Source organism: Sphingopyxis sp. HIX, from assembly GCF_001468285.1.
Taxonomy (GTDB): domain Bacteria; phylum Pseudomonadota; class Alphaproteobacteria; order Sphingomonadales; family Sphingomonadaceae; genus Sphingopyxis.
Genome location: NZ_LNSB01000002.1, coordinates 124,438 through 142,213, shown reverse-complemented (window position 1 = coordinate 142,213; position 17,776 = coordinate 124,438). Strand labels below are relative to the sequence as shown.

The following is a 17,776-nucleotide window of genomic DNA, read 5'->3' as shown; positions in this document are numbered from 1 at the left end:
GAGACGCCCCCCTGACGCGGGGGGCGTCCGGCAAATTACCAGCGGTAGTGCGAGAAGGCGCGGTTCGCTTCCGCCATGCGGTGCGTGTCTTCGCGCTTCTTGACCGCGTTGCCGCGGTTATTCGACGCGTCGAGCAGTTCGCCCGAGAGGCGCGCGGCCATGGTGGTCTCGCTGCGGTTGCGCGCGGCGGTGATCAGCCAGCGGATCGCGAGCGCCTGCGCACGGTCCGGACGGACTTCGACCGGAACCTGGTAGGTCGCACCGCCGACGCGGCGGCTGCGGACTTCGATGTTCGGGCGGATGTTCGCCAGCGCTTCGTGGAACACGCCGATGGGTTCCTTCTTGGCGCGGGCTTCGACCGACTCGAGCGCACCATAGACGATGCTTTCGGCGACCGACTTCTTCCCGTCCAGCATGACGCTGTTCATGAATTTCGACAGCACGACATCCCCGAAACGGGGATCGGGCAGGATTTCGCGGCGTTCAGGACGACGACGACGAGCCATAGGTAATTCCTTTTACAACAGCATCCCGGCGCCGAGGCGTCACGGGATGATCAAATGCCGAAAAAGCGGGCCTTACTTGGGCCGCTTCGCGCCGTACTTCGAACGGCTCTGCTTGCGGTCCTTCACGCCCTGCGTATCGAGCACGCCGCGCAGGACGTGGTAACGCACGCCGGGAAGGTCGCGCACACGGCCGCCGCGGATCAGCACGACGCTGTGCTCCTGGAGGTTGTGGCCTTCGCCGGGGATGTAGGTGATGACTTCGCGGCTGTTGGTCAGGCGGACCTTCGCAACCTTGCGGAGCGCCGAGTTCGGCTTTTTCGGGGTCGTCGTGTAGACACGGGTGCAAACGCCGCGCTTCTGCGGGTTTGCGTCCATCGCCGGGACCTTGGACTTCACCTTCTGGGGAGTCCGGCCCTTGCGGACCAGCTGGTTGATCGTGGGCATGAATGCTTCACCTTTAAATGTCCGCCCATCAAAGCGAACGGTTACTGTACCGCGGTGGATGAAGCATCGATCCGAACCCCGCGGAAAACCGAGGAAAACGGGCGACCCTGTAACAGCAAAAGACCCCGGTCGGTCGCAATTGACCCCCGGAGGCTCCATCCGCGCCAGCAATGTTCAAGCGCTGTTGTGCCCGAGTTTGGCGGAAGTCCGCCGCTTTCGAACGGGGGCGCCCCTAGCCCCGATTCCCCTGCCGGTCAAGGGGTGAGCAAGATTGTTGCGCCGGTTCGGGCGCGCTATCGGTCGGCCATGCCCGCCGTCCGCCACGCCAGTTTTGCGCCGCATGTCTATCCGGATACAAGACTGTTGATCCTCGGCAGCCTGCCCGGCGTGCGCTCGCTGGCGGAACAGCGCTACTATGCGCATCCGACGAACCAGTTCTGGCGGCTGCTGGGCGAAGCGATCGACCGGCCGCTGGCGGCGATGGATTATGACGACCGGCTGGCGGCGCTGCGCGCGGCGAAGGTGGGGCTGTGGGACGTGATCCGCACTGCCGAGCGTCGGTCGAGCAGCGACAGCGAGATTCGCGAGGTCGAGGCGCAGGATCTCGCGGTGCTGACCCTGACCTTGCCCGATTTACGGATGATCGCGTTCAACGGCGGCAAGGCCGCGGCGATCGGGCGGCGGCAGTTGCCGGGGCTGGAGGGGATCGAGGTGGTCGACCTGCCTTCGAGCAGCGCAGCGAATACCGGGAGCTATGCCGGGAAGCTCGCCGCTTGGCGCGTGCTGGGACAGGCGCTGGTCGAAATCGACTAGGGCGCAACGACCTAGCGACCGTTTCTGAAGCGATAAAGATTGGGCGAAACACAGCGCTGCTGCGCCTGACAGTCTTCCGTCACGCTTTTTCTGAACGCTTCGAAATCGGGGCCATCGGCCATCACGCCCGCGAACACGAACTGATCCGACACCGCGGTCAAAAACAAGTCATCGCCGAGGGCATCGGATATTTTCTGCCACGCCGGCAGGTCGGCTGCGAGGCTGGCCAGATATTCTTCGCTTTCAAAAGCCGCGGCCGATTTCCCGAGATCCGCCGCCGACGGGATTTTCGGCAGGATCGATTGCGTCTGGCGCCACCCAATGTCCCACGCAGCCGCCTCCGACAATTTGAGTTCGGCCAAAGAAGTGTCCCCGACCAAGGCAATCGTATTGGGGCCGTCGCTCACCAATATGGCGAAGAGATCGTCGCCGATCTGCCGGCGGATCGCCTGCCGATTGCCGGCTTTGGCTTCGAACTGTCCGATGTAATCCACATAGACGGCATCCCTCACCACGATCCTGAGGCTGGCAGAGGTCAGCGGCGGCGGCTTGGTCGAGCTTTTTTCGACGAACTCCTTCTTTGCCGCCTCGCAATCCTCGGCCGCGGCGTTCTGGCAATATTGGAATATCCGGTGAAGGTTGAGCGTGCCGCTGGCGTCGGCGCCGCCATCGACGGACACCACCAATGGTTCGTCGCCGATTTCGAATTTCACGTCGGGCTGCTGCTTGCGAAAACGCTCGATCATGTCGTGACGGAACTGGTCCTCGGTCGCCTTGGCGGGCGCGCAGCCCGCGCAAAGGAGGATGATCAGGAGCGCGGCCAGTCGTTTCATTCGACCACGCTCCCCCGCGCCATCACAAAATCGACCTTCTTGAGCACCGTCACATCGGCGATCGGGTCGCGGGCCACCGCGATGATGTCGGCGCTCTTGCCGGGCGCGATGGTGCCGATCTGGTCGGACAGGCCGAGGAGGTCGGCAGCGTTTACCGTCGCAGCCTTGAGCGCTTCGGCCGGGGTCATTCCGTGCTGCACCAACAGTTCGAACTCGTCGGCGTTGCGGCCGTGCTTCGAGACGCCGGCGTCGGTGCCGAAGGCGATGCGCACGCCGCGCGGCACCAGCGCCTCGAGGCTCTTGCCGGTGATGCCGATGCGCCACTGGATCTTCGCGAGCACGTCGGGCTCATAGGCCGCGGCGTTGGCGGCGATGCGTTCCTTGTAGCCGTTCACGGTCGACAGCGTCGGGACATAATAGGTCCCGGTTTTCGCCCAGGCGGCGATGGTCGCTTCGTCGAGGATCGTGCCATGCTCGATCGAATCGGCGCCCGCCGCGAGCGCGAGGCGGATGCCGTCGGCGCCGTGGGCATGGACCGCGACCTTCTTGCCGAAGAGATGCGCGGTATCGACGATCGCCTGCGCCTCGTCGTCGAACATCTGCTTGCCGAGCCCCGCGCCGATGCGGCTGTTCACCCCGCCGGTCGAGGCGAATTTGATCACGTCGGCGCCGCGCCCGATCTGCAGCCGCACCGCGCGGCGGCAGTCGTCGGCGCCGTTGCAGGTGTTGCCCGCGCCCGCGAAGAAGGGGCGGAGCTCGTCGCGATAGCCCAGTGAGCCGTCCATATGCCCCGCACTGCCCGAGATGCTGTTGCCGGCATCGACGATGCGCGGCCCCTGCACCTTGCCCGCGAGGATCGCGTCGCGCAGCGCCAAGGTCGCGCCGTCGCCGTCGCCGAGGTTGCGCACCGTGGTGAAGCCCGCGCGCAGCGTCTTCATGCCGTTGACCTCGGCATTGAAGGCCTGCGCCGCGGGACTGAGCGTCACTTCCTCGAGCTGGCCGGCGATGCCGCCCGCGTCGCTGGTGAGGTGGACGTGGCTGTCGATCAGGCCGGGGAGGACATATTTGTCCTTGAGGTCGATCAGCGTCGCGCCGGGGTCGGCGGGCTGGTAGCCTTCGGCGATCGCGACGATCTTGCCGCCTTCGACGATGATCGTCGTGGCGCCTTTGACCGGCTTGCCGGGTTCGGCGATCAGATGGCCGGCGTGGATGACGGTACGCGTCGCCTGCGCCGCGGCGGGCGTAGCGAGCGCGGTGCCGATGAGAAGGAGCGGGAGGAAGGTCGTCGGTTTCATGAAAAGGCGTCCCCTGTCGTTTCCATATTTCGTCACCCCGGACTTGATCCGGGATCCCGCTGTTTTGAAGTGCAAGCGGGACCCCGGGTCAAGCCTGGGGTGACGGCGGGTGTGCGGGGTGGGCCATATGTATGCAACTTGCCCATCCGGCGCGCCGCCGGTAAGCGCCGCCGCATGCCCCAGCGCCTGACCGATATCGATACGTGGATCTTCGATCTCGACAACACGCTCTATCCGCCGTCGGCGCAATTGTTCGACCTGATCGACGAGCGCATGGGCGCCTTCATCATGCGGCTGCTGGGTGTCGATGCGGTCGAGGCGCGGCGCGTGCAGAAGCAATATTTCCACGACCATGGCACGACGATGGCGGGGCTGATGCGCCATCATGACGTCGCGCCCGAGGATTTCCTGGTAGACGTCCATGCGATCGCGCTCGACCGCATCGCGCCCGATGCGCGGCTGCGCGCCGGGCTCGAACGGCTGCCCGGACGGCGGCTGATCTTCACCAACGCCGATGCCGATTATGCCGCGCGGGTGCTGGCGGCGCGCGGGATCGCCGACCTGTTCGACGGCATCTGCGACATTCGCGTCACCCGCTATACGCCCAAGCCCGATCCCGAAGCCTATCGCCTGATGGTCGAGCATCTGGGCGTCGACCCCGCGCGGAGCCTGTTCGTCGAGGATATGGCGCGCAACCTGACCCCGGCGAAGGCACTGGGGATGACGACCGTGTGGCTGGACAATGGCAGCGAAAGCGGCCATCGCGACCACCTGCCGGAGCATGTCGATTTCCACGCCAGCGACATCGCCGACTGGCTCGATACTTTGCCGAAACCCTGGGGGATTTCATGACGACCGACCTGCAAGCCACGATCGAAGCCGCCTGGGACGACCGCGACACGCTGGGTCTCACCACGCAGGGCGCCGTGCGCGAGGCGGTCGAGACCGCGCTCGCAGGACTCGACGGCGGCAGCTTCCGCGTCGCCGAGCGGGACGCGGGCGGGACGTGGCAGGTCAACCAGTGGCTGAAGAAGGCGGTGCTGCTGTCCTTCCGGCTCAACGACATGGAAATCATCGATGGCGGCGCCGGCGGCGCGACCTGGTGGGACAAGGTGCCGTCGAAATTCGCCGGCTGGGGCGAGAACCGTTTTCGCGACGCCGGTTTCCGCGCCGTCCCCGGTTCGATCGTCCGCCGCGGCGCCTTTATCAGCAAGGGCGCGGTGCTGATGCCGAGCTTCGTCAACATCGGCGCCTATGTCGGCGAGGGATCGATGGTCGACGCCTGGGCCACTGTGGGAAGCTGCGCGCAGATCGGCGCCAACGTCCATCTGTCGGGCGGCGCCGGGATCGGCGGCGTGCTCGAACCGCTGCAGGCGGGGCCGGTGGTGATCGAGGACGGCGCGTTCATCGGCGCGCGCGCCGAAGTCGCCGAGGGCGTGATCGTGCGCGAGGGCGCGGTGCTGTCGATGGGCGTCTATCTGGGCGCGTCGACCAAGATCATCGACCGCGCGACGGGCGAGGTCTTCATGGGTGAAGTCCCCGCCTATTCGGTCGTCGTGCCGGGCTCGCTGCCGGGCAAGCCGCTGCCCGACGGGACGCCTGGGCCGTCGCTCTATTGCGCGGTGATCGTCAAGCGCGTCGACGCCAAGACGCGCGCCAAGACCGGGATCAACGAGCTGCTGCGCGACTGATCGCGGCGCGCGCTGGTCGAAGCCAGCGCGCGGTTCATGGAAGATGACATAATTTTACGACTTCCTTCTTTAAGGAGGCGCGGGCGACAGGATATTGCGTCGCCGCATCGGGGAGGGATTATGCGCGCCATTATCGGGGCAGCGTCGCTGAGCGCGATCGCCGCGCTGTCCTCTGCGCCTGCCATGGCGCAGGCGCCGAGCGGCGACGCGCCCCCCGCCATTCCCGCGCCGGTGAACGGCGCCGAGCGCTATACCCCCACCGATTTCGCGCGCTTTGCACCGCGCACCGCACTCGACATGGTCGAGAAGGTGCCGGGCTTCCTGATCGTCACCGGCACCAACGGCGGCGCGCGCGGGCTGGGGCAGGCGACCGAGAATGTGCTGATCAACGGCGAGCGCATCGCGAACAAGTCGACCGACGCGCGCACCGCGCTGGCGCGGATCACAGCTGCCCAGGTGGCCTATATCGACATCGTCGACGGCGCGAGCCTGAACGTTCCCGGGCTCACGGGGCAGGTCGCCAATGTCGTGCTGGTCGCGGGCGCGAGCGCCGGCGGCGGATTCAAGACGACCGTCCGCTGGCAGCCCGAATGGCGCCCGCGGATCGACGACAATTGGCTGAATGGCGAGATTTCGACCACCGGCAAATTGGGCGGCACGCAGGTCACGCTGAGCCTCAAGAACGAGGCGAACCGCAACGGCCATTGGGGCCCCGAGCGGCGCTTCGACAGCAATGGCGACCTGCAATTCATACGCGACGAGTTCGGCGCATATAACGGCGACCGGCCGCGGCTGTCGGCGGCGCTCACGCGCACCACCGCGAACGGCAACAAATGGAATCTGAACCTTGGCGGGCAGCTGCAATATTTGCGCGAACGCGTCGACGGCACGTCGGTGCAACCGGGCCGCGGGCGGGTGGACGAAGCATTCCGCTTCAAGGAAGACGAATATAATTTCGACCTCGGCGGCGATTACGAGATGGGGCTGGGCAAGGGGCGGCTGAAGCTGATCTCGCTTTATCGTTTCGAGCATAGTCCCGTCGTCGACAGCTTCGTCGTCGACCGGGAGATCGGTGGGCGCATCGGCGAGCGCTTCAGCCAGGCCGCCGACGAGGGCGAGGCGATCCTGCGCGGCGAGTATAGCTGGCGCACCGCGGGCGGCACCGACTGGCAGGTCGCGCTCGAGGGGGCGTACAACACGCTCGACGTCGATGCCGAATATGCGGTGCTGCAACCGGACGGCAGCTTCCTGCCCGTCACCTTCGGCGGCGAAAGGACCAAGGTCGAGGAAAAGCGCGGTGAAGCGTCGCTGACCTGGGGCCGCGCGCTGGCGCCGAACTTGACCGCGCAGCTCAATCTCGCCGCCGAATATAGCGAGCTCAGCTCGTCGGGGCCGGGCGGACTGACGCGCAGCTTCATCCGGCCGAAGGGCAAGTTTGCGCTCGCGTGGAAGGTGGGAGCGAAGACGACGATCAACTGGTTCGTCCAGCGCCGCGTCGACCAGCTCGACTTCTTCGATTTCGCAAGCTCGGTCGACGTCGCGAACGGACAGGGCAATGGCGGCAACGGCCGGCTCGTGCCGCCGGTCGTCAACCGCAGCGAACTCGAGTTCGTCCAGGACATGGGCCGCTGGGGCAATGCGTCGATCGCCTTTGCCTATGGCTATGCGCAGGATCTGGTCGACCAGATCCCGCTGTCGGCGACCGAGGAAGGGCGCGGCAATCTGCCGCCCGCGCATCTCTATCGCGTCACGACCAAGGGCACTTTGCTGCTCGACCCGCTGGGGTGGAAGGGGGCGCGGATCAACGCCGACGTCACCTGGCGCCGCAACCGTGTGCGCGACCCGCTGACCGACCAGTGGCGCGACCAGAGCTTCGGGCAGGAATATATAGCCGACCTCAGCCTGCGCCACGACGTGCCGGGGAGCAATTTTGCTTGGGGAGGCGGCTATTTCGACGAGCGCTTTTCGCCTGGCCTACGGCTCGACGCAATCGAGAAGGAATATACGGTCGGGCCCTTCGTCACCGCCTTTGTCGAGCACAAGAATGTCGCGGGCTTCACCGTGAAGCTCTCGTACCGCAACCTCGCGGGGATGAAGGACGGCTTCGACCGCACCGTCTTCGTCGACCGGCGCGACGGGCCGATTGCATTCAGCGAAAGCCGCCAGCGCAAGTTCGGGCAATATTTCCAGCTGACGGTGACTGGGACGCTCTGAGACCTACCGCTCGCTCAGATAATAACGTTCGCGCGCGGTCAGGTCGTCGTTCAGCTCGTACACGATCGGCTGGCCGGTCGGGATTTCGAGCCCGGTGATGTCGGCGTCCGAAATGCCCGACAGATGCTTGACCAGCGCGCGCAGGCTGTTGCCGTGCGCCGAGATCAGCACGGTCTTGCCCGCCGCGAGCTCGGGTTCGATCGCCGCCTGATAATAGGGCAGCACGCGCGCGATCGTGTCCTTGAGGCTCTCGGTGTCGGGGATCGCGATGCCGGCGTAGCGGGGGTCGCTGGCGAGGTCATAGGACGAGCCGGCTTCGAGCGGCGGCGGCGGGATGTCGAAGCTGCGGCGCCAGATCTTGACCTGTTCGTCGCCATGCTTGGCCGCGGTCTCGGCCTTGTCGAGCCCGGTGAGCCCGCCATAATGGCGCTCGTTGAGCCGCCAGTCCTTGGTCACCGGCAGCCACAAACGCCCCATCGCCTCGAGCGCGAGATTGAGCGTCTTGATCGCGCGCGACTGGACCGAGGTGAAGGCCACATCGGGGGCGATGCCCTTTTCCTTCATCAGTTCGCCTGCAGCCTTCGCCTCGGCCGCGCCCTTTTCGGTCACATCGACATCCCACCAGCCTGTGAAGCGATTTTCGAGATTCCACTGCGACTGGCCGTGACGGATGAGGATGAGCTGCGGCATTTTCTGTCCTTCCGGAGAGGGTGTTCGCGCGCGCCATAGCGCGGCTTTTCGTAGAAGGCCAATGCCCCTCTTGAAATGGTTTCAGCCGCCACCAGATTCGCCTCATCCGGCCGCCGCAACGGGGCCGGGTGGCGATCGCGGCGCGCCGCCGCGGTCCCTGACTTCGCTTTGGACAAAGGAAGAAAGACCATGCGTAACAGCTTCGACTGGACCCCCTATCGCCGTTCGACCGTCGGGTTCGACCGGTTGTTCGATTTCCTCGAGACCGGCGGTTCGGGCGCCGAAAATTATCCGCCCTTCGACATCGAGAAGGTCGCCGACGACCATTTCCGCATCACCGTCGCGGTCGCGGGCTTCAAGTCGCAGGAAATCGACATCACCGCGCAGCAGAACATGCTGACCGTCAGCGGCCGCAAGGCGCCCGCGCCCGAGGGCGAAGAGCGCCAGCTGCTTTATAGCGGCATCGCGACGCGCGCCTTCGAGCGCCGCTTCCAGCTCGCCGATTTTGTGCGGGTCGACAAGGCCGACCTGTCCGACGGGCTGCTCGCGATCGACCTGGTGCGCGAAGTGCCCGAGGCGATGAAGCCGCACAAGATCGCGATCGGCGGCGCGCAGCCGGTGATCGAGGACAAGAAGGCCGCGTAACGCGCCATCTTGTCTCAGCCCCTCGGGGCAATCAGCGGGGTCCGGAGTCCCTTCCGGACCCCGTTTTCGTTTCTAGAGCGCGCGCGTCATGAAGCGGCTGAAGGGATCGGGCTTGTAATCGGCGAAGGGCTCGCAATCTTCGAAGCCGTAGCGCCGATAGAGCGCTAGCGCGGGTTCGAAGGCGGGGCTCGATCCGGTTTCGAGGCTGAGCCGTCCGGCGCCGCGAGCGCGGGCTTCGGCGAGGATATGACCCAGCATGCGGGCGGCGACGCCTTGGCGCAAAAACGCGTCATGGGTGCGCATCGACTTGATCTCGCTGTGCGCGGCGTCGAGCATCTTGAGCGCGCCGCAGCCCGCGAGATCGCCGCCGCGGTGGATCGACCAGAAGGTCACATCCCCCGCGCGCAGGCCGTCGAAATCGAGGAAGTGGCAGCTGCCCGCCGGCGAATTGGCGAGCATGCCCGCGAAATGCCGTTCGAGCAGCGCGCGGATGGCGGCCCCCGACAGATCGTCCTCGACGATGCGCCAGGCGCCGCCATCGGAACTCACAAAATGCCGTCCAGCGTCGAGAGGCACGCGTGCGCGAGCAGCTTCGAGCGTTCGGGCGACCAGCCCTGAACCGGGTCGGGCAGGTCGCGATTGTCCTTGAAGGGCATTTCGAGCGTCATCGACACCGCGCCATAGCGTTCGGCGAGCTGCGTCGTCGACATCGTCAGATTGGCTTGCCCCGGCGCCGATTCGACATAGCCGAGATCGACCTGGAAATCGGGCGTCGCGGCGGCGAGCGCCGCCTGGAATGCCTTATATTTGTCCATCTGCTCGGCCTTGAGCGAGGGAATGCCCTCGAAGCCCGCGAAGAAGACCGCGGGAATCGCTTCGTCGCCGTGAACGTCCATCGCCCAGTCGACGCCGCTTTCGTCCATCGCATTGCGGACGCAGAGCACCTCGGGGCTGCGCTCGGGCGTCGGCTCGTGCCATTCGCGATTGAGGTTCACGCCGGCAAAATTGGTGCGCAAATGGCCGCGGCGCGAGCCGTCGGGATTCATGTTGGGCACGACGTGGAAGCGGCATTTCTGGCGCAGCGAGCGCGCGTGCGGGTCGGCGGGGTCGGTGAGCTTTTCGAGCGCGCCTTCCATCCACCATTCGGCCATGCTCTCGCCCGGATGCTGGCGCGCGTAGAGCCAGACCTGCGTGTCGCCGGTGCCCATTTCGAGGCAGTCGATCGGCTGGCCCTCGAGGCTGTGGCCGAGGCAGCGATAGGTGACGCCCTCGCATTCGGCGACCGAGGCGACAAGATCGTGGTGACGTTCCATCGAATAGGGTGCAAAATAGGCCACCCACAGGATCGGGCTTTCGGCGGTGTGGGTCAAGATCAGCGAGCCGCCATCGGTCGCGGCGTCGTATCGCGTGTCGAGGCGGAACCAATGTTCGCGGTCGGTGCTGGCGCAGACGGCATAGTCGGGCCAGCCGTCGGGATAGGCCGAAGAGGCTAGGCCGGTGATCGCCAGTTCCAGCGCGTCGCCGGTCTGGCAGCCGACGCGGAAGTGGAACCATTGGAAGAAGTCGGATTCGCGGTCCTTGCGGATCGAAAGCCGGGCGGTGGTGCCGGCGAGCGACTCCACGACGATATTGCCGCTGTCGAAGGCGGCGTCGATGCTGATGGTCATGGGACGCTGATAGTGCGTCCCGATTCGCCGGGGAAGTCCTTGAATAGGGCCTCGGCCAATTTTGCGGCAGCGAGCGACGGCTGTGCCGCGGGCGCCTTCGCCGGGATGGCGGCGATCGCGCGCCCTTCCCAGAGCGCATTACCGCTGGCAGAATCGTCGATGCGCACAGCGAGCTCGATGTCATAGATCCGGCGCGGACCGCCGCCGAGGCTGAAGCCGATGCCGAGCCCGACGCCCGAGCGGTAACCGCCGGTCGATCCGCCGACACCGACCGAAACCGGTGAGTTGCCGCCGCCGCGCTCGCGTTCGCTGCGCACGAAATCGATGCGCACGAGCAAGGGCGCGCGGTCGCCCGCGCCCGCGGCGACGAGACCCTGGCGCTGGAGCTGCTGGTCGACCGCGGCGCGATAGCTGTTCCATTCGATCGGCGGCATGCTCGCGGCCGGGCCATCGAGCGGCGCGGTCGCGATGGCGTAGCGCGTGCCGGGCGCCCAGGCGGGCGCGGCGTTGTGGAAGCGCGTGACTTCGACGGGGGGGACGGCGGTTGCGCAACCGCCGAGCACCAGCGCCGCTGCGGCGAGCAGGGCGACGTTGTGATGAAGCTTCATGGCCGCATCATGCGCCAGCTATTATGGCTTGGCAATGAACGGGATGCAGGCCGCATCCCGCCATCGTCAGCGATAGAAGATGTGATTGTCGATCTGCGCGATGCGCGTCTTGCGCCAGCCGGGCGAGACGTGGCGTGCGTGGAAGAAGAGCGCGCCGGGCGCCTGGTTCTTCCAGCTGTCGCTGCGCGCGATCTGTGCGATGGCAACGGCGTTCGACCAGAGCGTCGAGGATTCGCGGATCGCGGGCATCTTGCCGCCGCGCACGAAGCTGAACTGGCTCGGCTGGTGGACGACGCCGCAGAGGCTGGTCGGGAAGCGGCCCGATTCGGCGCGGTTGATCACCACATGCGCGACCGCGAGCTGGCCCGAGAGCGATTCGCCGCGCGCTTCGAAATAGACCGCGCCGGCGAGGCAGCGCAGTTCGGGATCGAGCGTGTCCGGAACCGGCGTCGCGGCGACGAGCGCGGCGAGCGATTCGGCGCTCACCGGCGCCTTGACGGGCTCGGCGGGCTGATCTTCGTCGATCTTGGGGGTTTCGACCGTCATATCGGTCGAAAGATCCGCCCGCTGAAGCAGCTCGGGCACTTGGCTCGACGAGGCTGCGAGGGGCAGGCTGGCCTCGGCGGCCAGATCATTGGCGAAACCGGGTTCCGCCATGACCAGCATGGTGGCGACGGTCATGCCGACGGCGGCCACGCTGGCGACGTTCAAAATGCGACTCATAAAATCCGTCAAAAGGGCGGCTGACCGGCCAAAGAAAAACAGGCGGGGGACTTGTTCTTGTACCCGCCTGCGGCAGTCATCCGACTGCGTGTCCGAACCGTTGGACCGGGTGTCTCGGCTCAGAGCCGATGCAACCCGCGGAGCGACCTACGCGTTAATCTGAGGGCGCCACTTATTGTGCGGCGCAACAATGTCAAGCCAAAGCGCCCCACTCGGCGACGAGTCGTGGCGCATCTGCGATGTCCAGTTCGACGATCCAGAGGTCGGGGTCGGCCTTTTTGCGCCGCTCGCGATAGGCGGCGCGCGCCGTTTCGTCGGTGCCGGCGGTGGCGCCCACATCCTCCCAGACATAGCCGGCCGCCATCGCGAAACGCCGTTCGAGCAGCGGACCAAGGGCCCCGCGCTCGCTGCACTGGATCAGGATGACCCCCGACTGGTCGTCGCCCGAGGCGAGGACGGTCGCAAAGCCGCCCGCGGCTTCGGTGCGGCGGCAGAGCAGATCGATGAGGAAGCGGCTGGTGAGCCGCGTCATGTGGAAAAGCGGATCTTAAGCCGCGTCACGCGTTTCGCCGTCAGCGAGCAAAGCGTAGAGCGCTTCGTCGCTCTTGGCGCCGCGCAGGCGGTCGGCGATCGCCTCGTTGCGGAGCATGCGCGACACCCCCGCGAGCGCCTTCAGATGGTCGGCGCCGGCGTCGAGCGGCGAGAGCAGCACGAACAGCAGGTCGACGGGCAGCCCGTCGACGGCCTGGAAATCGATCGGTCGCGCGAGCTGGAGGAAGAGGCCGCGGACCCCGGTGAGGTCGGCCATCTTGGCGTGCGGCAGCGCAATGCCGCGGCCGAAACCGGTCGAGCCGAGGCGCTCGCGCTCGAGCAAAGCCTCGCTGACCTCGCCCGAATCGAGCCCGAGCGAGCGCGCGGCGAGATCGCCGACGAACGGGAAGAGGGCCTTTTTCGAATCGAGCTGGACGTGCGCGCGCACGGTCGCCGGATAGAGAAGGGAAGAAAGGTTCATCGGTCTGGTCAAATCTCAATCAACCCGGCAAAGGCCGAGGTCGCCCCAATTGGCGTGCGATCCATATCGTCGTGACGGCCCCCGCCATCGCGGCCCCGGGTACCATGCTGGTATCGTTGGGCGCGGCCCTTAGGCCGGATGGCGGAGAAAATCCAGTCCTATTGCGGTTCGACCCAGCCGATGGTGCCGTCGGTCCGCCGATAGACCATATTATGCGCGCCGGTCTTGCTGTTGACGAAGAGCAGGGCGTTGGTGTTCCTGAGGTCGAGCATCATCACCGCGTCGGACACGCTGCTGTTCGGAATGTCGACGCGCGTTTCGGCGATGATCGCGGGGGCGTCACCCGCATCCTCTTCCTCGCTGCCCGCGTCGAACACGGTGTAGCCGGCATTGTCCTGGATCTCGTCGACCGTCGGCGACGGCGCGCCGGGACCGTTGTTGCGGTCCTTGAGGCGGCGCATATAGCGGCGCAGCTGCTTCTCGATGCGCTCCGCGGCGCCCTCGAAGGCGACATGCGCGTCCTGCGCCTGGCCGTGCCCCTTGAGCACCAGCCCCTGCATCACATGCGCGACGATGTCGCACTGGAAACTGTCGTGCGGCCCCTTGCCGAAGGTCGCGTGCGCGCCGATCGCGCGGGAGAAATATTTGTCGGCAATCGCGTTCATCCGATCCGAGACGTGCGACTGCAGCGCTTCGCCGGTTTCGATCTGGTGGCCAGAGACGCGGATTTCCATTATTCTTCTCCTTCCAGGGTCTCGGTGGCGGCGGCCGGAGCCGCCGTCACGGGCTATCGTGCCACAGCGGTTGGGTCAGCTTGGCAACGAACTCTGCATGACGCGCCAGTTCGGCGGGAGTTGCGGCATGCGGGCGGGGTTCGCGGAACGCCTGCGGCGCCGCGGCAGGTGTGAACGTCGGGGCGCTGGTCGCGGCGCGCGCGGGAGCCTCGGCGGCAAGGCCGAGGCCGATCTGGCGGCCGCCGGTCATCTCGATATAGAGATGCGCGAGCAGTTCGGCGTCGAGCAGCGCGCCATGCTTGACGCGGTGGCTGCGGTCGATGCCGTAGCGCGTGCAGAGCGCGTCGAGGCTGTGCTTCGCGCCCGGATGGAGCTTCCGCGCCATCTGCACGGTGCACAGCATTCGCGCCATGTCGAGCGCAGGGCGCCCGGCGCGCGCGAGCTCGGCGTTGACGAAGCCGAAATCGAACGCGGCGTTATGCGCGATCAGCGGCGCGTCGCCCAAAAATTCCATCAGGTCGTCGACGCGCGTCGCGAAGAGCGGCTTGTCCGAGAGGAACGCGATCGACAGGCCGTGCACCGCTTCGGCGGCCGCGGGCATGTCGCGCTCGGGGTTGAAATAGGCGTGGAAGGTCTGGCCGGTTTCGCGGCGGTCGACCAGTTCGATGCACCCGATTTCGACCAGCCTGTCCCCGGTCTTGGGATCGAATCCCGTGGTTTCCGTATCGAATATAATCTCGCGCATCGAAGCTTTAATCTGGACCCTATCGGGCGCGGAAACAAGAGGCGATGGCGCGAATCTGGCGATGCGTCGCGCTTTTGGGGCGGCCCGTTTCGATGATGAAATCGGCGCGCGCGCGCTTGACGCGGTCGGGAACCTGGAGACGGCGGACCGCGCGCAGCTTGGCGAGCGTCATCCCCGGCCGGCGCATCACGCGCTTGCGTTGCATCCAGGCGGGCGCCGACACGACCGCGATCGCGCCGACGCGGCGCCACCCGCCCTTTTCGAACAGCAGGGGGATGTCGAGGATGACGACGGCGCGCGCGCGGTGCCGCGCGAGGAAGCGCTTCTGCGCACGCCCGACCGCGGGATGCACGATGGCTTCCAGGGCCGCAAGTTCGTGCGTGTTGCCAAGCACTTGCGCGCCCAGTTTGTGCCGGTCGACTCCCTTCGGCCCGGTGGTACCGGGAAATCGCGCCTCGATCGCGGCGACGAGCGCGCCGCCGGGGCCCTGCAGCCGGTGCACCTCGGCATCGGCGTCGAACACCGGAATGCCTTCGGCCTCGAACATCTTCGCCGCGGTCGATTTGCCCATGCCGATCGAGCCGGTGAGGCCGAGGAGGAAGGGGCGGCGGAGCCGCGAGGCGGGGCGCTTGAAATGGCTCATGCCGTCAGCAGATCGCGGAGTTCCTCGTCGCGTCCCTCGGGCGGCGGCTTGCCGAAGAAGAGTTCGAAGGCGAGCGCGGCCTGGCCGATCAGCATGTCGAGACCATCGACGGTGTCGAGCCCGCGCGACTCGGCGGCGGCGAGCAGCCCGGTCTTCAGCGGTGCATAGACGAGGTCGTAGACGATCGCGTCGGCTGGGAGCGGCGAGAGGTCGAGCTCGAGCGGCGGCTGGTCCTTCATGCCGAGGCTGCTGCTGTTCACCAACAGCGCGGCCGGCGGGAGGCCGGCATCGAGCGCGAGCACCTCGCCCTTGAGCCCGAAGGTCGCGAGCAGGCCCATCGCTTTGAGCGGCGAGCGGTTGAGAATGGTGACGTGCCCGACGTTGGCCCGGGCGAGCGCGAAGAGCACCGCGCGCGCGGCGCCGCCGGCACCCACGACGGCGACCGGGGCACCCGCAAGGTCGAGCTCGGCGAGCGGGGCGTAGAAGCCCGCGGCGTCGGTGTTGGTGCCGATCAGCGCGCCGTCCTTCTGGCGCACCACCGTGTTCATCGCGCCGATCGTGCCGCGCACGTCGCCGGGATCGTCGACATAGTCCATCACCGCCAGCTTGTGCGGGATGGTGACGTTGCAGCCGCGCCAGTCGGGATCGGTGCGGCGTTCGGCGATAAAGGCCGCGAGGTCGTCCGGCTTTACATGCGCGCGGCGGTAATCGCCCTCAAGACCCAGCGCCTTCAGCCAGAAGCCATGAATCAGCGGCGATTTCGATTGCGCGATCGGGTCGCCGATCACCTCTGCATAAGGGACGCTCATGACGCCGCGAGCCCGGTCTCGCGCAGCCAGGCGAGCAAAGGCAGCATCGGCATGCCGATGATCGTCCAGGGATCGCCCTCGACCCGTTCGAAGAGTTGCACGCCCGCTCCCTCGATTTCGTAACAGCCGACGGTCCAGCGGATGCTGTCCCATTCGCGCGCGACATAGTCGGCGATGAAGGCGTCCGACAAGGGGCGCATCCAGAGCTTGGCCTCGCCGACCGCGCGCCAGACGGGCGCGCCTTCGCGTGCGGCGACGACCGCGCTGAACAGGCGGTGGCGGGTGCCTGCCATGCGGCGGAGATGGCTCGCGGCCTCGGCGGGATCGACGGGCTTGGTCAGCATCGCCCCGTCGTCCAGCGCCAGCGTCGAGTCGGCGCCGAGCACGGTCACGCCGGGGAGTCGCGACGAAATCTTGACCGCTTTCGCTTCGGCGAGCGCGTCGGCGATGTTGCGCGCGCTCTGGCCCTCGGCGTGCAGCGCGGCGGTCAGGCCCTCCTCGTCGACATGCGCGGCGCTGGTTTCGAAGCTCAGCCCGGCAGCGCGGAGCATCGCGGCGCGGCCGCTGCTTTGCGATGCGAGCAGCAAGGTCATGCCGCGCTACGGTCCTCGACCAGCTTGATCACCGCGGCGGCGGTTTCCTCGATCGAGCGGCGCGTCACGTCGATCACCGGCCAGCCGTTATCGGCGAACATCCGCCGCGCGAAGGCGAGCTCGGCCTTTACGCGTTCGTCGTCGACATAGGGCGTTTCGGGCGCCTGATTGAGCGCGAGCAGCCGGTTGCGGCGCACCTGCACCAGCCGGTCGAGCCCGGTGGTCAGCCCGACGACGAGCGGCTTTTTCAAATTGTAGAGCGCCGAGGGCGGCGGCGATTCGGGGACGATCGGGATATTCGCGGTCTTGAAACCGCGGTTGGCGAGATAGATGCTCGTCGGGGTCTTCGAGGTCCGCGACACGCCGGCAAGCACGATGTCGGCCTGTTCCCAATTTTCCCAGCCGATGCCGTCGTCGTGCGCGACGGTGAACTGGATCGCCTCGACGCGCGCAAAATAGGCGGCGTCGAGCTGATGCTGGCGGCCGGGGCGTGCCTTCGCCTCTTGTCCCAGCATCTGCGACAGCGCGTCGGTGACCGCATCGAGCGCGGCGACGAGCGGCAGGTCGCGCGCGCGGGCGCGGCGCTCGAGGCTAACGCGCAAATCGCCGTTGACGAGGGTGAAGAGGATCATGCCGGGGCTCGCCTCGACCTCGGCCATGATCCGGTCGAGATGCGATTCCGAGCGCACCATCGGCCAGAAATGGCGCACGACCTCGACATCGTCGAACTGCGCGATCGCCGCCTTCGCGATATTTTCGAGCGTTTCGCCCGTGGAATCGGATATGAGGTGCAAGTGGAGCCGGCCCATGGTGTCACTTGGGGCAAAGGGACGGAAAAAGGCAAGCAGAGACGCGTTTCGCGTGGGCTGTGGATAAGTTTCGGGACAAGCGCAGGGGCAAAATCGGGATGGTGGATTCATCCCCCGCCGCGTCGATTCCGCCCCATGGCTTGTCCACAGCGTGCGATGTTTATCCACAGGCTGTGAAGAACGGGGAAAGCGGCACGCGACTCCGCGGCGAAGATGGCACGGCGACGAGTCAAGCTGTTGGCAAAGGCGGCGGCGCTGCCTAAAGCCGCCTTCTTCGCCCGCCAACAAACCACCACCATATT

Annotated in this window: 22 protein-coding genes; 5 read left to right on the top strand and 17 right to left on the bottom strand. The window is 66.6% G+C overall.

Going from position 1 to position 17,776, the window contains the following annotated elements; all coding sequences use genetic code 11:
* Positions 1–35 precede the first annotated feature (35 nt).
* Entirely contained in the window at positions 36–506 is a 471-nt protein-coding gene (rpsG, locus tag ATE62_RS02075; protein ID WP_037556359.1) for a 30S ribosomal protein S7, read from the bottom strand.
* A gap of 72 nt (positions 507–578) precedes the next feature.
* Positions 579–950 carry a 30S ribosomal protein S12 gene (gene rpsL / locus ATE62_RS02070; RefSeq protein WP_058805196.1) on the bottom strand — a complete coding sequence of 124 codons (372 nt, stop codon included), beginning with the start codon at positions 948–950 and terminating at the stop codon, positions 579–581.
* A 306-nt stretch (positions 951–1,256) separates the two neighbouring features.
* Here rpsL and ATE62_RS02065 point away from each other — a divergent pair, with 306 nt between their 5' ends.
* The gene (locus tag ATE62_RS02065; RefSeq protein ID WP_058806672.1) at positions 1,257–1,763 is read left to right on the top strand and encodes a DNA-deoxyinosine glycosylase; all 507 of its coding nucleotides are present in this window, start codon (positions 1,257–1,259) and stop codon (positions 1,761–1,763) included.
* Positions 1,764–1,774: 11 nt separating this feature from the next.
* On the opposite strand, the gene ATE62_RS02060 is transcribed toward ATE62_RS02065, so the two are convergent.
* Together ATE62_RS02060 and ATE62_RS02055 are read right to left on the bottom strand one after the other, a co-directional pair.
* Positions 1,775–2,596 carry a hypothetical protein gene (locus ATE62_RS02060; protein WP_058806673.1) on the bottom strand — a complete coding sequence of 274 codons (822 nt, stop codon included), beginning with the start codon at positions 2,594–2,596 and terminating at the stop codon, positions 1,775–1,777.
* On the bottom strand, positions 2,593–3,891 hold the full coding sequence (locus ATE62_RS02055; protein WP_058806674.1) for a metal-dependent hydrolase family protein: 1,299 nt from the start codon (positions 3,889–3,891) through the stop codon (positions 2,593–2,595). Before ATE62_RS02055 ends, ATE62_RS02060 begins: the two co-directional genes overlap by 4 nt.
* 174 nt (positions 3,892–4,065) lie before the next feature.
* Between ATE62_RS02055 and ATE62_RS02050 the strand changes: the two genes are divergently transcribed.
* From ATE62_RS02050 to ATE62_RS02040, 3 genes are all read left to right on the top strand, one after another.
* Entirely contained in the window at positions 4,066–4,743 is a 678-nt protein-coding gene (locus ATE62_RS02050; protein WP_058806675.1) for a pyrimidine 5'-nucleotidase, read from the top strand.
* Positions 4,740–5,582, top strand: a complete 843-nt coding sequence (gene dapD / locus ATE62_RS02045; protein WP_058806676.1) for a 2,3,4,5-tetrahydropyridine-2,6-dicarboxylate N-succinyltransferase — start codon at positions 4,740–4,742, stop codon at positions 5,580–5,582. The genes ATE62_RS02050 and dapD overlap by 4 nt, the downstream gene beginning before the upstream one ends.
* A 120-nt stretch (positions 5,583–5,702) precedes the next feature.
* Complete coding sequence (locus ATE62_RS02040; protein ID WP_058806677.1) at positions 5,703–7,796, top strand: TonB-dependent receptor; 2,094 nt, start codon at positions 5,703–5,705, stop codon at positions 7,794–7,796.
* Positions 7,797–7,799: 3 nt separating this feature from the next.
* Here ATE62_RS02040 and gpmA read toward each other — a convergent pair whose 3' ends face one another.
* Positions 7,800–8,486, bottom strand: coding sequence for a 2,3-diphosphoglycerate-dependent phosphoglycerate mutase (gene gpmA, locus ATE62_RS02035; protein WP_058806678.1), 687 nt, complete (start codon positions 8,484–8,486; stop codon positions 7,800–7,802).
* Between the two features lie 189 nt (positions 8,487–8,675).
* Between gpmA and ATE62_RS02030 the strand changes: the two genes are divergently transcribed.
* Positions 8,676–9,131, top strand: coding sequence for an Hsp20 family protein (locus ATE62_RS02030; RefSeq protein ID WP_058806679.1), 456 nt, complete (start codon positions 8,676–8,678; stop codon positions 9,129–9,131).
* Positions 9,132–9,203: 72 nt separating this feature from the next.
* Here ATE62_RS02030 and ATE62_RS02025 read toward each other — a convergent pair whose 3' ends face one another.
* From ATE62_RS02025 to ATE62_RS01970, 12 genes are all read right to left on the bottom strand, one after another.
* Entirely contained in the window at positions 9,204–9,680 is a 477-nt protein-coding gene (locus ATE62_RS02025) for a GNAT family N-acetyltransferase (protein ID WP_197411600.1), read from the bottom strand.
* Positions 9,677–10,798, bottom strand: a complete 1,122-nt coding sequence (locus ATE62_RS02020; RefSeq protein ID WP_058806680.1) for a M14 family metallopeptidase — start codon at positions 10,796–10,798, stop codon at positions 9,677–9,679. The genes ATE62_RS02025 and ATE62_RS02020 overlap by 4 nt, the downstream gene beginning before the upstream one ends.
* Positions 10,795–11,406 carry a DUF4136 domain-containing protein gene (locus tag ATE62_RS02015; RefSeq protein WP_058806681.1) on the bottom strand — a complete coding sequence of 204 codons (612 nt, stop codon included), beginning with the start codon at positions 11,404–11,406 and terminating at the stop codon, positions 10,795–10,797. The genes ATE62_RS02020 and ATE62_RS02015 overlap by 4 nt, the downstream gene beginning before the upstream one ends.
* A gap of 66 nt (positions 11,407–11,472) precedes the next feature.
* Positions 11,473–12,129, bottom strand: coding sequence for a cell wall hydrolase (locus ATE62_RS02010; RefSeq protein ID WP_058806682.1), 657 nt, complete (start codon positions 12,127–12,129; stop codon positions 11,473–11,475).
* 193 nt (positions 12,130–12,322) lie between these two features.
* Positions 12,323–12,661, bottom strand: a complete 339-nt coding sequence (locus ATE62_RS02005) for a DUF1491 family protein (protein ID WP_058806683.1) — start codon at positions 12,659–12,661, stop codon at positions 12,323–12,325.
* Positions 12,662–12,676: 15 nt separating this feature from the next.
* Positions 12,677–13,141 (bottom strand): PTS sugar transporter subunit IIA, encoded by a 465-nt coding sequence (locus ATE62_RS02000; protein WP_058806684.1) that lies wholly within the window; start codon positions 13,139–13,141, stop codon positions 12,677–12,679.
* Positions 13,142–13,299: 158 nt separating this feature from the next.
* A complete protein-coding gene (hpf, locus tag ATE62_RS01995; RefSeq protein ID WP_058806685.1) occupies positions 13,300–13,875 on the bottom strand; it encodes a ribosome hibernation-promoting factor, HPF/YfiA family in 576 nt (191 codons plus the stop codon).
* A 46-nt stretch (positions 13,876–13,921) separates the two neighbouring features.
* Positions 13,922–14,620 carry a DNA polymerase III subunit epsilon gene (gene dnaQ / locus ATE62_RS01990; protein WP_058806686.1) on the bottom strand — a complete coding sequence of 233 codons (699 nt, stop codon included), beginning with the start codon at positions 14,618–14,620 and terminating at the stop codon, positions 13,922–13,924.
* A gap of 19 nt (positions 14,621–14,639) precedes the next feature.
* Complete coding sequence (coaE, locus tag ATE62_RS01985) at positions 14,640–15,263, bottom strand: dephospho-CoA kinase (RefSeq protein ID WP_058806687.1); 624 nt, start codon at positions 15,261–15,263, stop codon at positions 14,640–14,642.
* Complete coding sequence (aroE, locus tag ATE62_RS01980) at positions 15,260–16,072, bottom strand: shikimate dehydrogenase (RefSeq protein WP_058806688.1); 813 nt, start codon at positions 16,070–16,072, stop codon at positions 15,260–15,262. Before aroE ends, coaE begins: the two co-directional genes overlap by 4 nt.
* A complete protein-coding gene (locus tag ATE62_RS01975) occupies positions 16,069–16,665 on the bottom strand; it encodes a Maf family protein (protein ID WP_058806689.1) in 597 nt (198 codons plus the stop codon). Before ATE62_RS01975 ends, aroE begins: the two co-directional genes overlap by 4 nt.
* The gene (locus ATE62_RS01970) at positions 16,662–17,474 is read right to left on the bottom strand and encodes a pyruvate, water dikinase regulatory protein (RefSeq protein ID WP_058806690.1); all 813 of its coding nucleotides are present in this window, start codon (positions 17,472–17,474) and stop codon (positions 16,662–16,664) included. The genes ATE62_RS01975 and ATE62_RS01970 overlap by 4 nt, the downstream gene beginning before the upstream one ends.
* Between the last annotated feature and the right edge of the window lie 302 nt (positions 17,475–17,776).

Bases quoted from the DNA above. Each gene is read 5' to 3' on its own strand.
- rpsG (WP_037556359.1), bottom strand. From the start codon at position 506: ATGGCTCGTCGTCGTCGTCCTGAACGCCGCGAAATCCTGCCCGATCCC.
- rpsL (WP_058805196.1), bottom strand. From the start codon at position 950: ATGCCCACGATCAACCAGCTGGTCCGCAAGGGCCGGACTCCCCAGAAG.
- ATE62_RS02065 (WP_058806672.1), top strand. From the start codon at position 1,257: ATGCCCGCCGTCCGCCACGCCAGTTTTGCGCCGCATGTCTATCCGGAT.
- ATE62_RS02060 (WP_058806673.1), bottom strand. From the start codon at position 2,596: ATGAAACGACTGGCCGCGCTCCTGATCATCCTCCTTTGCGCGGGCTGC.
- ATE62_RS02055 (WP_058806674.1), bottom strand. From the start codon at position 3,891: ATGAAACCGACGACCTTCCTCCCGCTCCTTCTCATCGGCACCGCGCTC.
- ATE62_RS02050 (WP_058806675.1), top strand. From the start codon at position 4,066: ATGCCCCAGCGCCTGACCGATATCGATACGTGGATCTTCGATCTCGAC.
- dapD (WP_058806676.1), top strand. From the start codon at position 4,740: ATGACGACCGACCTGCAAGCCACGATCGAAGCCGCCTGGGACGACCGC.
- ATE62_RS02040 (WP_058806677.1), top strand. From the start codon at position 5,703: ATGCGCGCCATTATCGGGGCAGCGTCGCTGAGCGCGATCGCCGCGCTG.
- gpmA (WP_058806678.1), bottom strand. From the start codon at position 8,486: ATGCCGCAGCTCATCCTCATCCGTCACGGCCAGTCGCAGTGGAATCTC.
- ATE62_RS02030 (WP_058806679.1), top strand. From the start codon at position 8,676: ATGCGTAACAGCTTCGACTGGACCCCCTATCGCCGTTCGACCGTCGGG.
- ATE62_RS02020 (WP_058806680.1), bottom strand. From the start codon at position 10,798: ATGACCATCAGCATCGACGCCGCCTTCGACAGCGGCAATATCGTCGTG.
- ATE62_RS02015 (WP_058806681.1), bottom strand. From the start codon at position 11,406: ATGAAGCTTCATCACAACGTCGCCCTGCTCGCCGCAGCGGCGCTGGTG.
- ATE62_RS02010 (WP_058806682.1), bottom strand. From the start codon at position 12,129: ATGAGTCGCATTTTGAACGTCGCCAGCGTGGCCGCCGTCGGCATGACC.
- ATE62_RS02005 (WP_058806683.1), bottom strand. From the start codon at position 12,661: ATGACGCGGCTCACCAGCCGCTTCCTCATCGATCTGCTCTGCCGCCGC.
- ATE62_RS02000 (WP_058806684.1), bottom strand. From the start codon at position 13,141: ATGAACCTTTCTTCCCTTCTCTATCCGGCGACCGTGCGCGCGCACGTC.
- hpf (WP_058806685.1), bottom strand. From the start codon at position 13,875: ATGGAAATCCGCGTCTCTGGCCACCAGATCGAAACCGGCGAAGCGCTG.
- dnaQ (WP_058806686.1), bottom strand. From the start codon at position 14,620: ATGCGCGAGATTATATTCGATACGGAAACCACGGGATTCGATCCCAAG.
- coaE (WP_058806687.1), bottom strand. From the start codon at position 15,263: ATGAGCCATTTCAAGCGCCCCGCCTCGCGGCTCCGCCGCCCCTTCCTC.
- aroE (WP_058806688.1), bottom strand. From the start codon at position 16,072: ATGAGCGTCCCTTATGCAGAGGTGATCGGCGACCCGATCGCGCAATCG.
- ATE62_RS01975 (WP_058806689.1), bottom strand. From the start codon at position 16,665: ATGACCTTGCTGCTCGCATCGCAAAGCAGCGGCCGCGCCGCGATGCTC.
- ATE62_RS01970 (WP_058806690.1), bottom strand. From the start codon at position 17,474: ATGGGCCGGCTCCACTTGCACCTCATATCCGATTCCACGGGCGAAACG.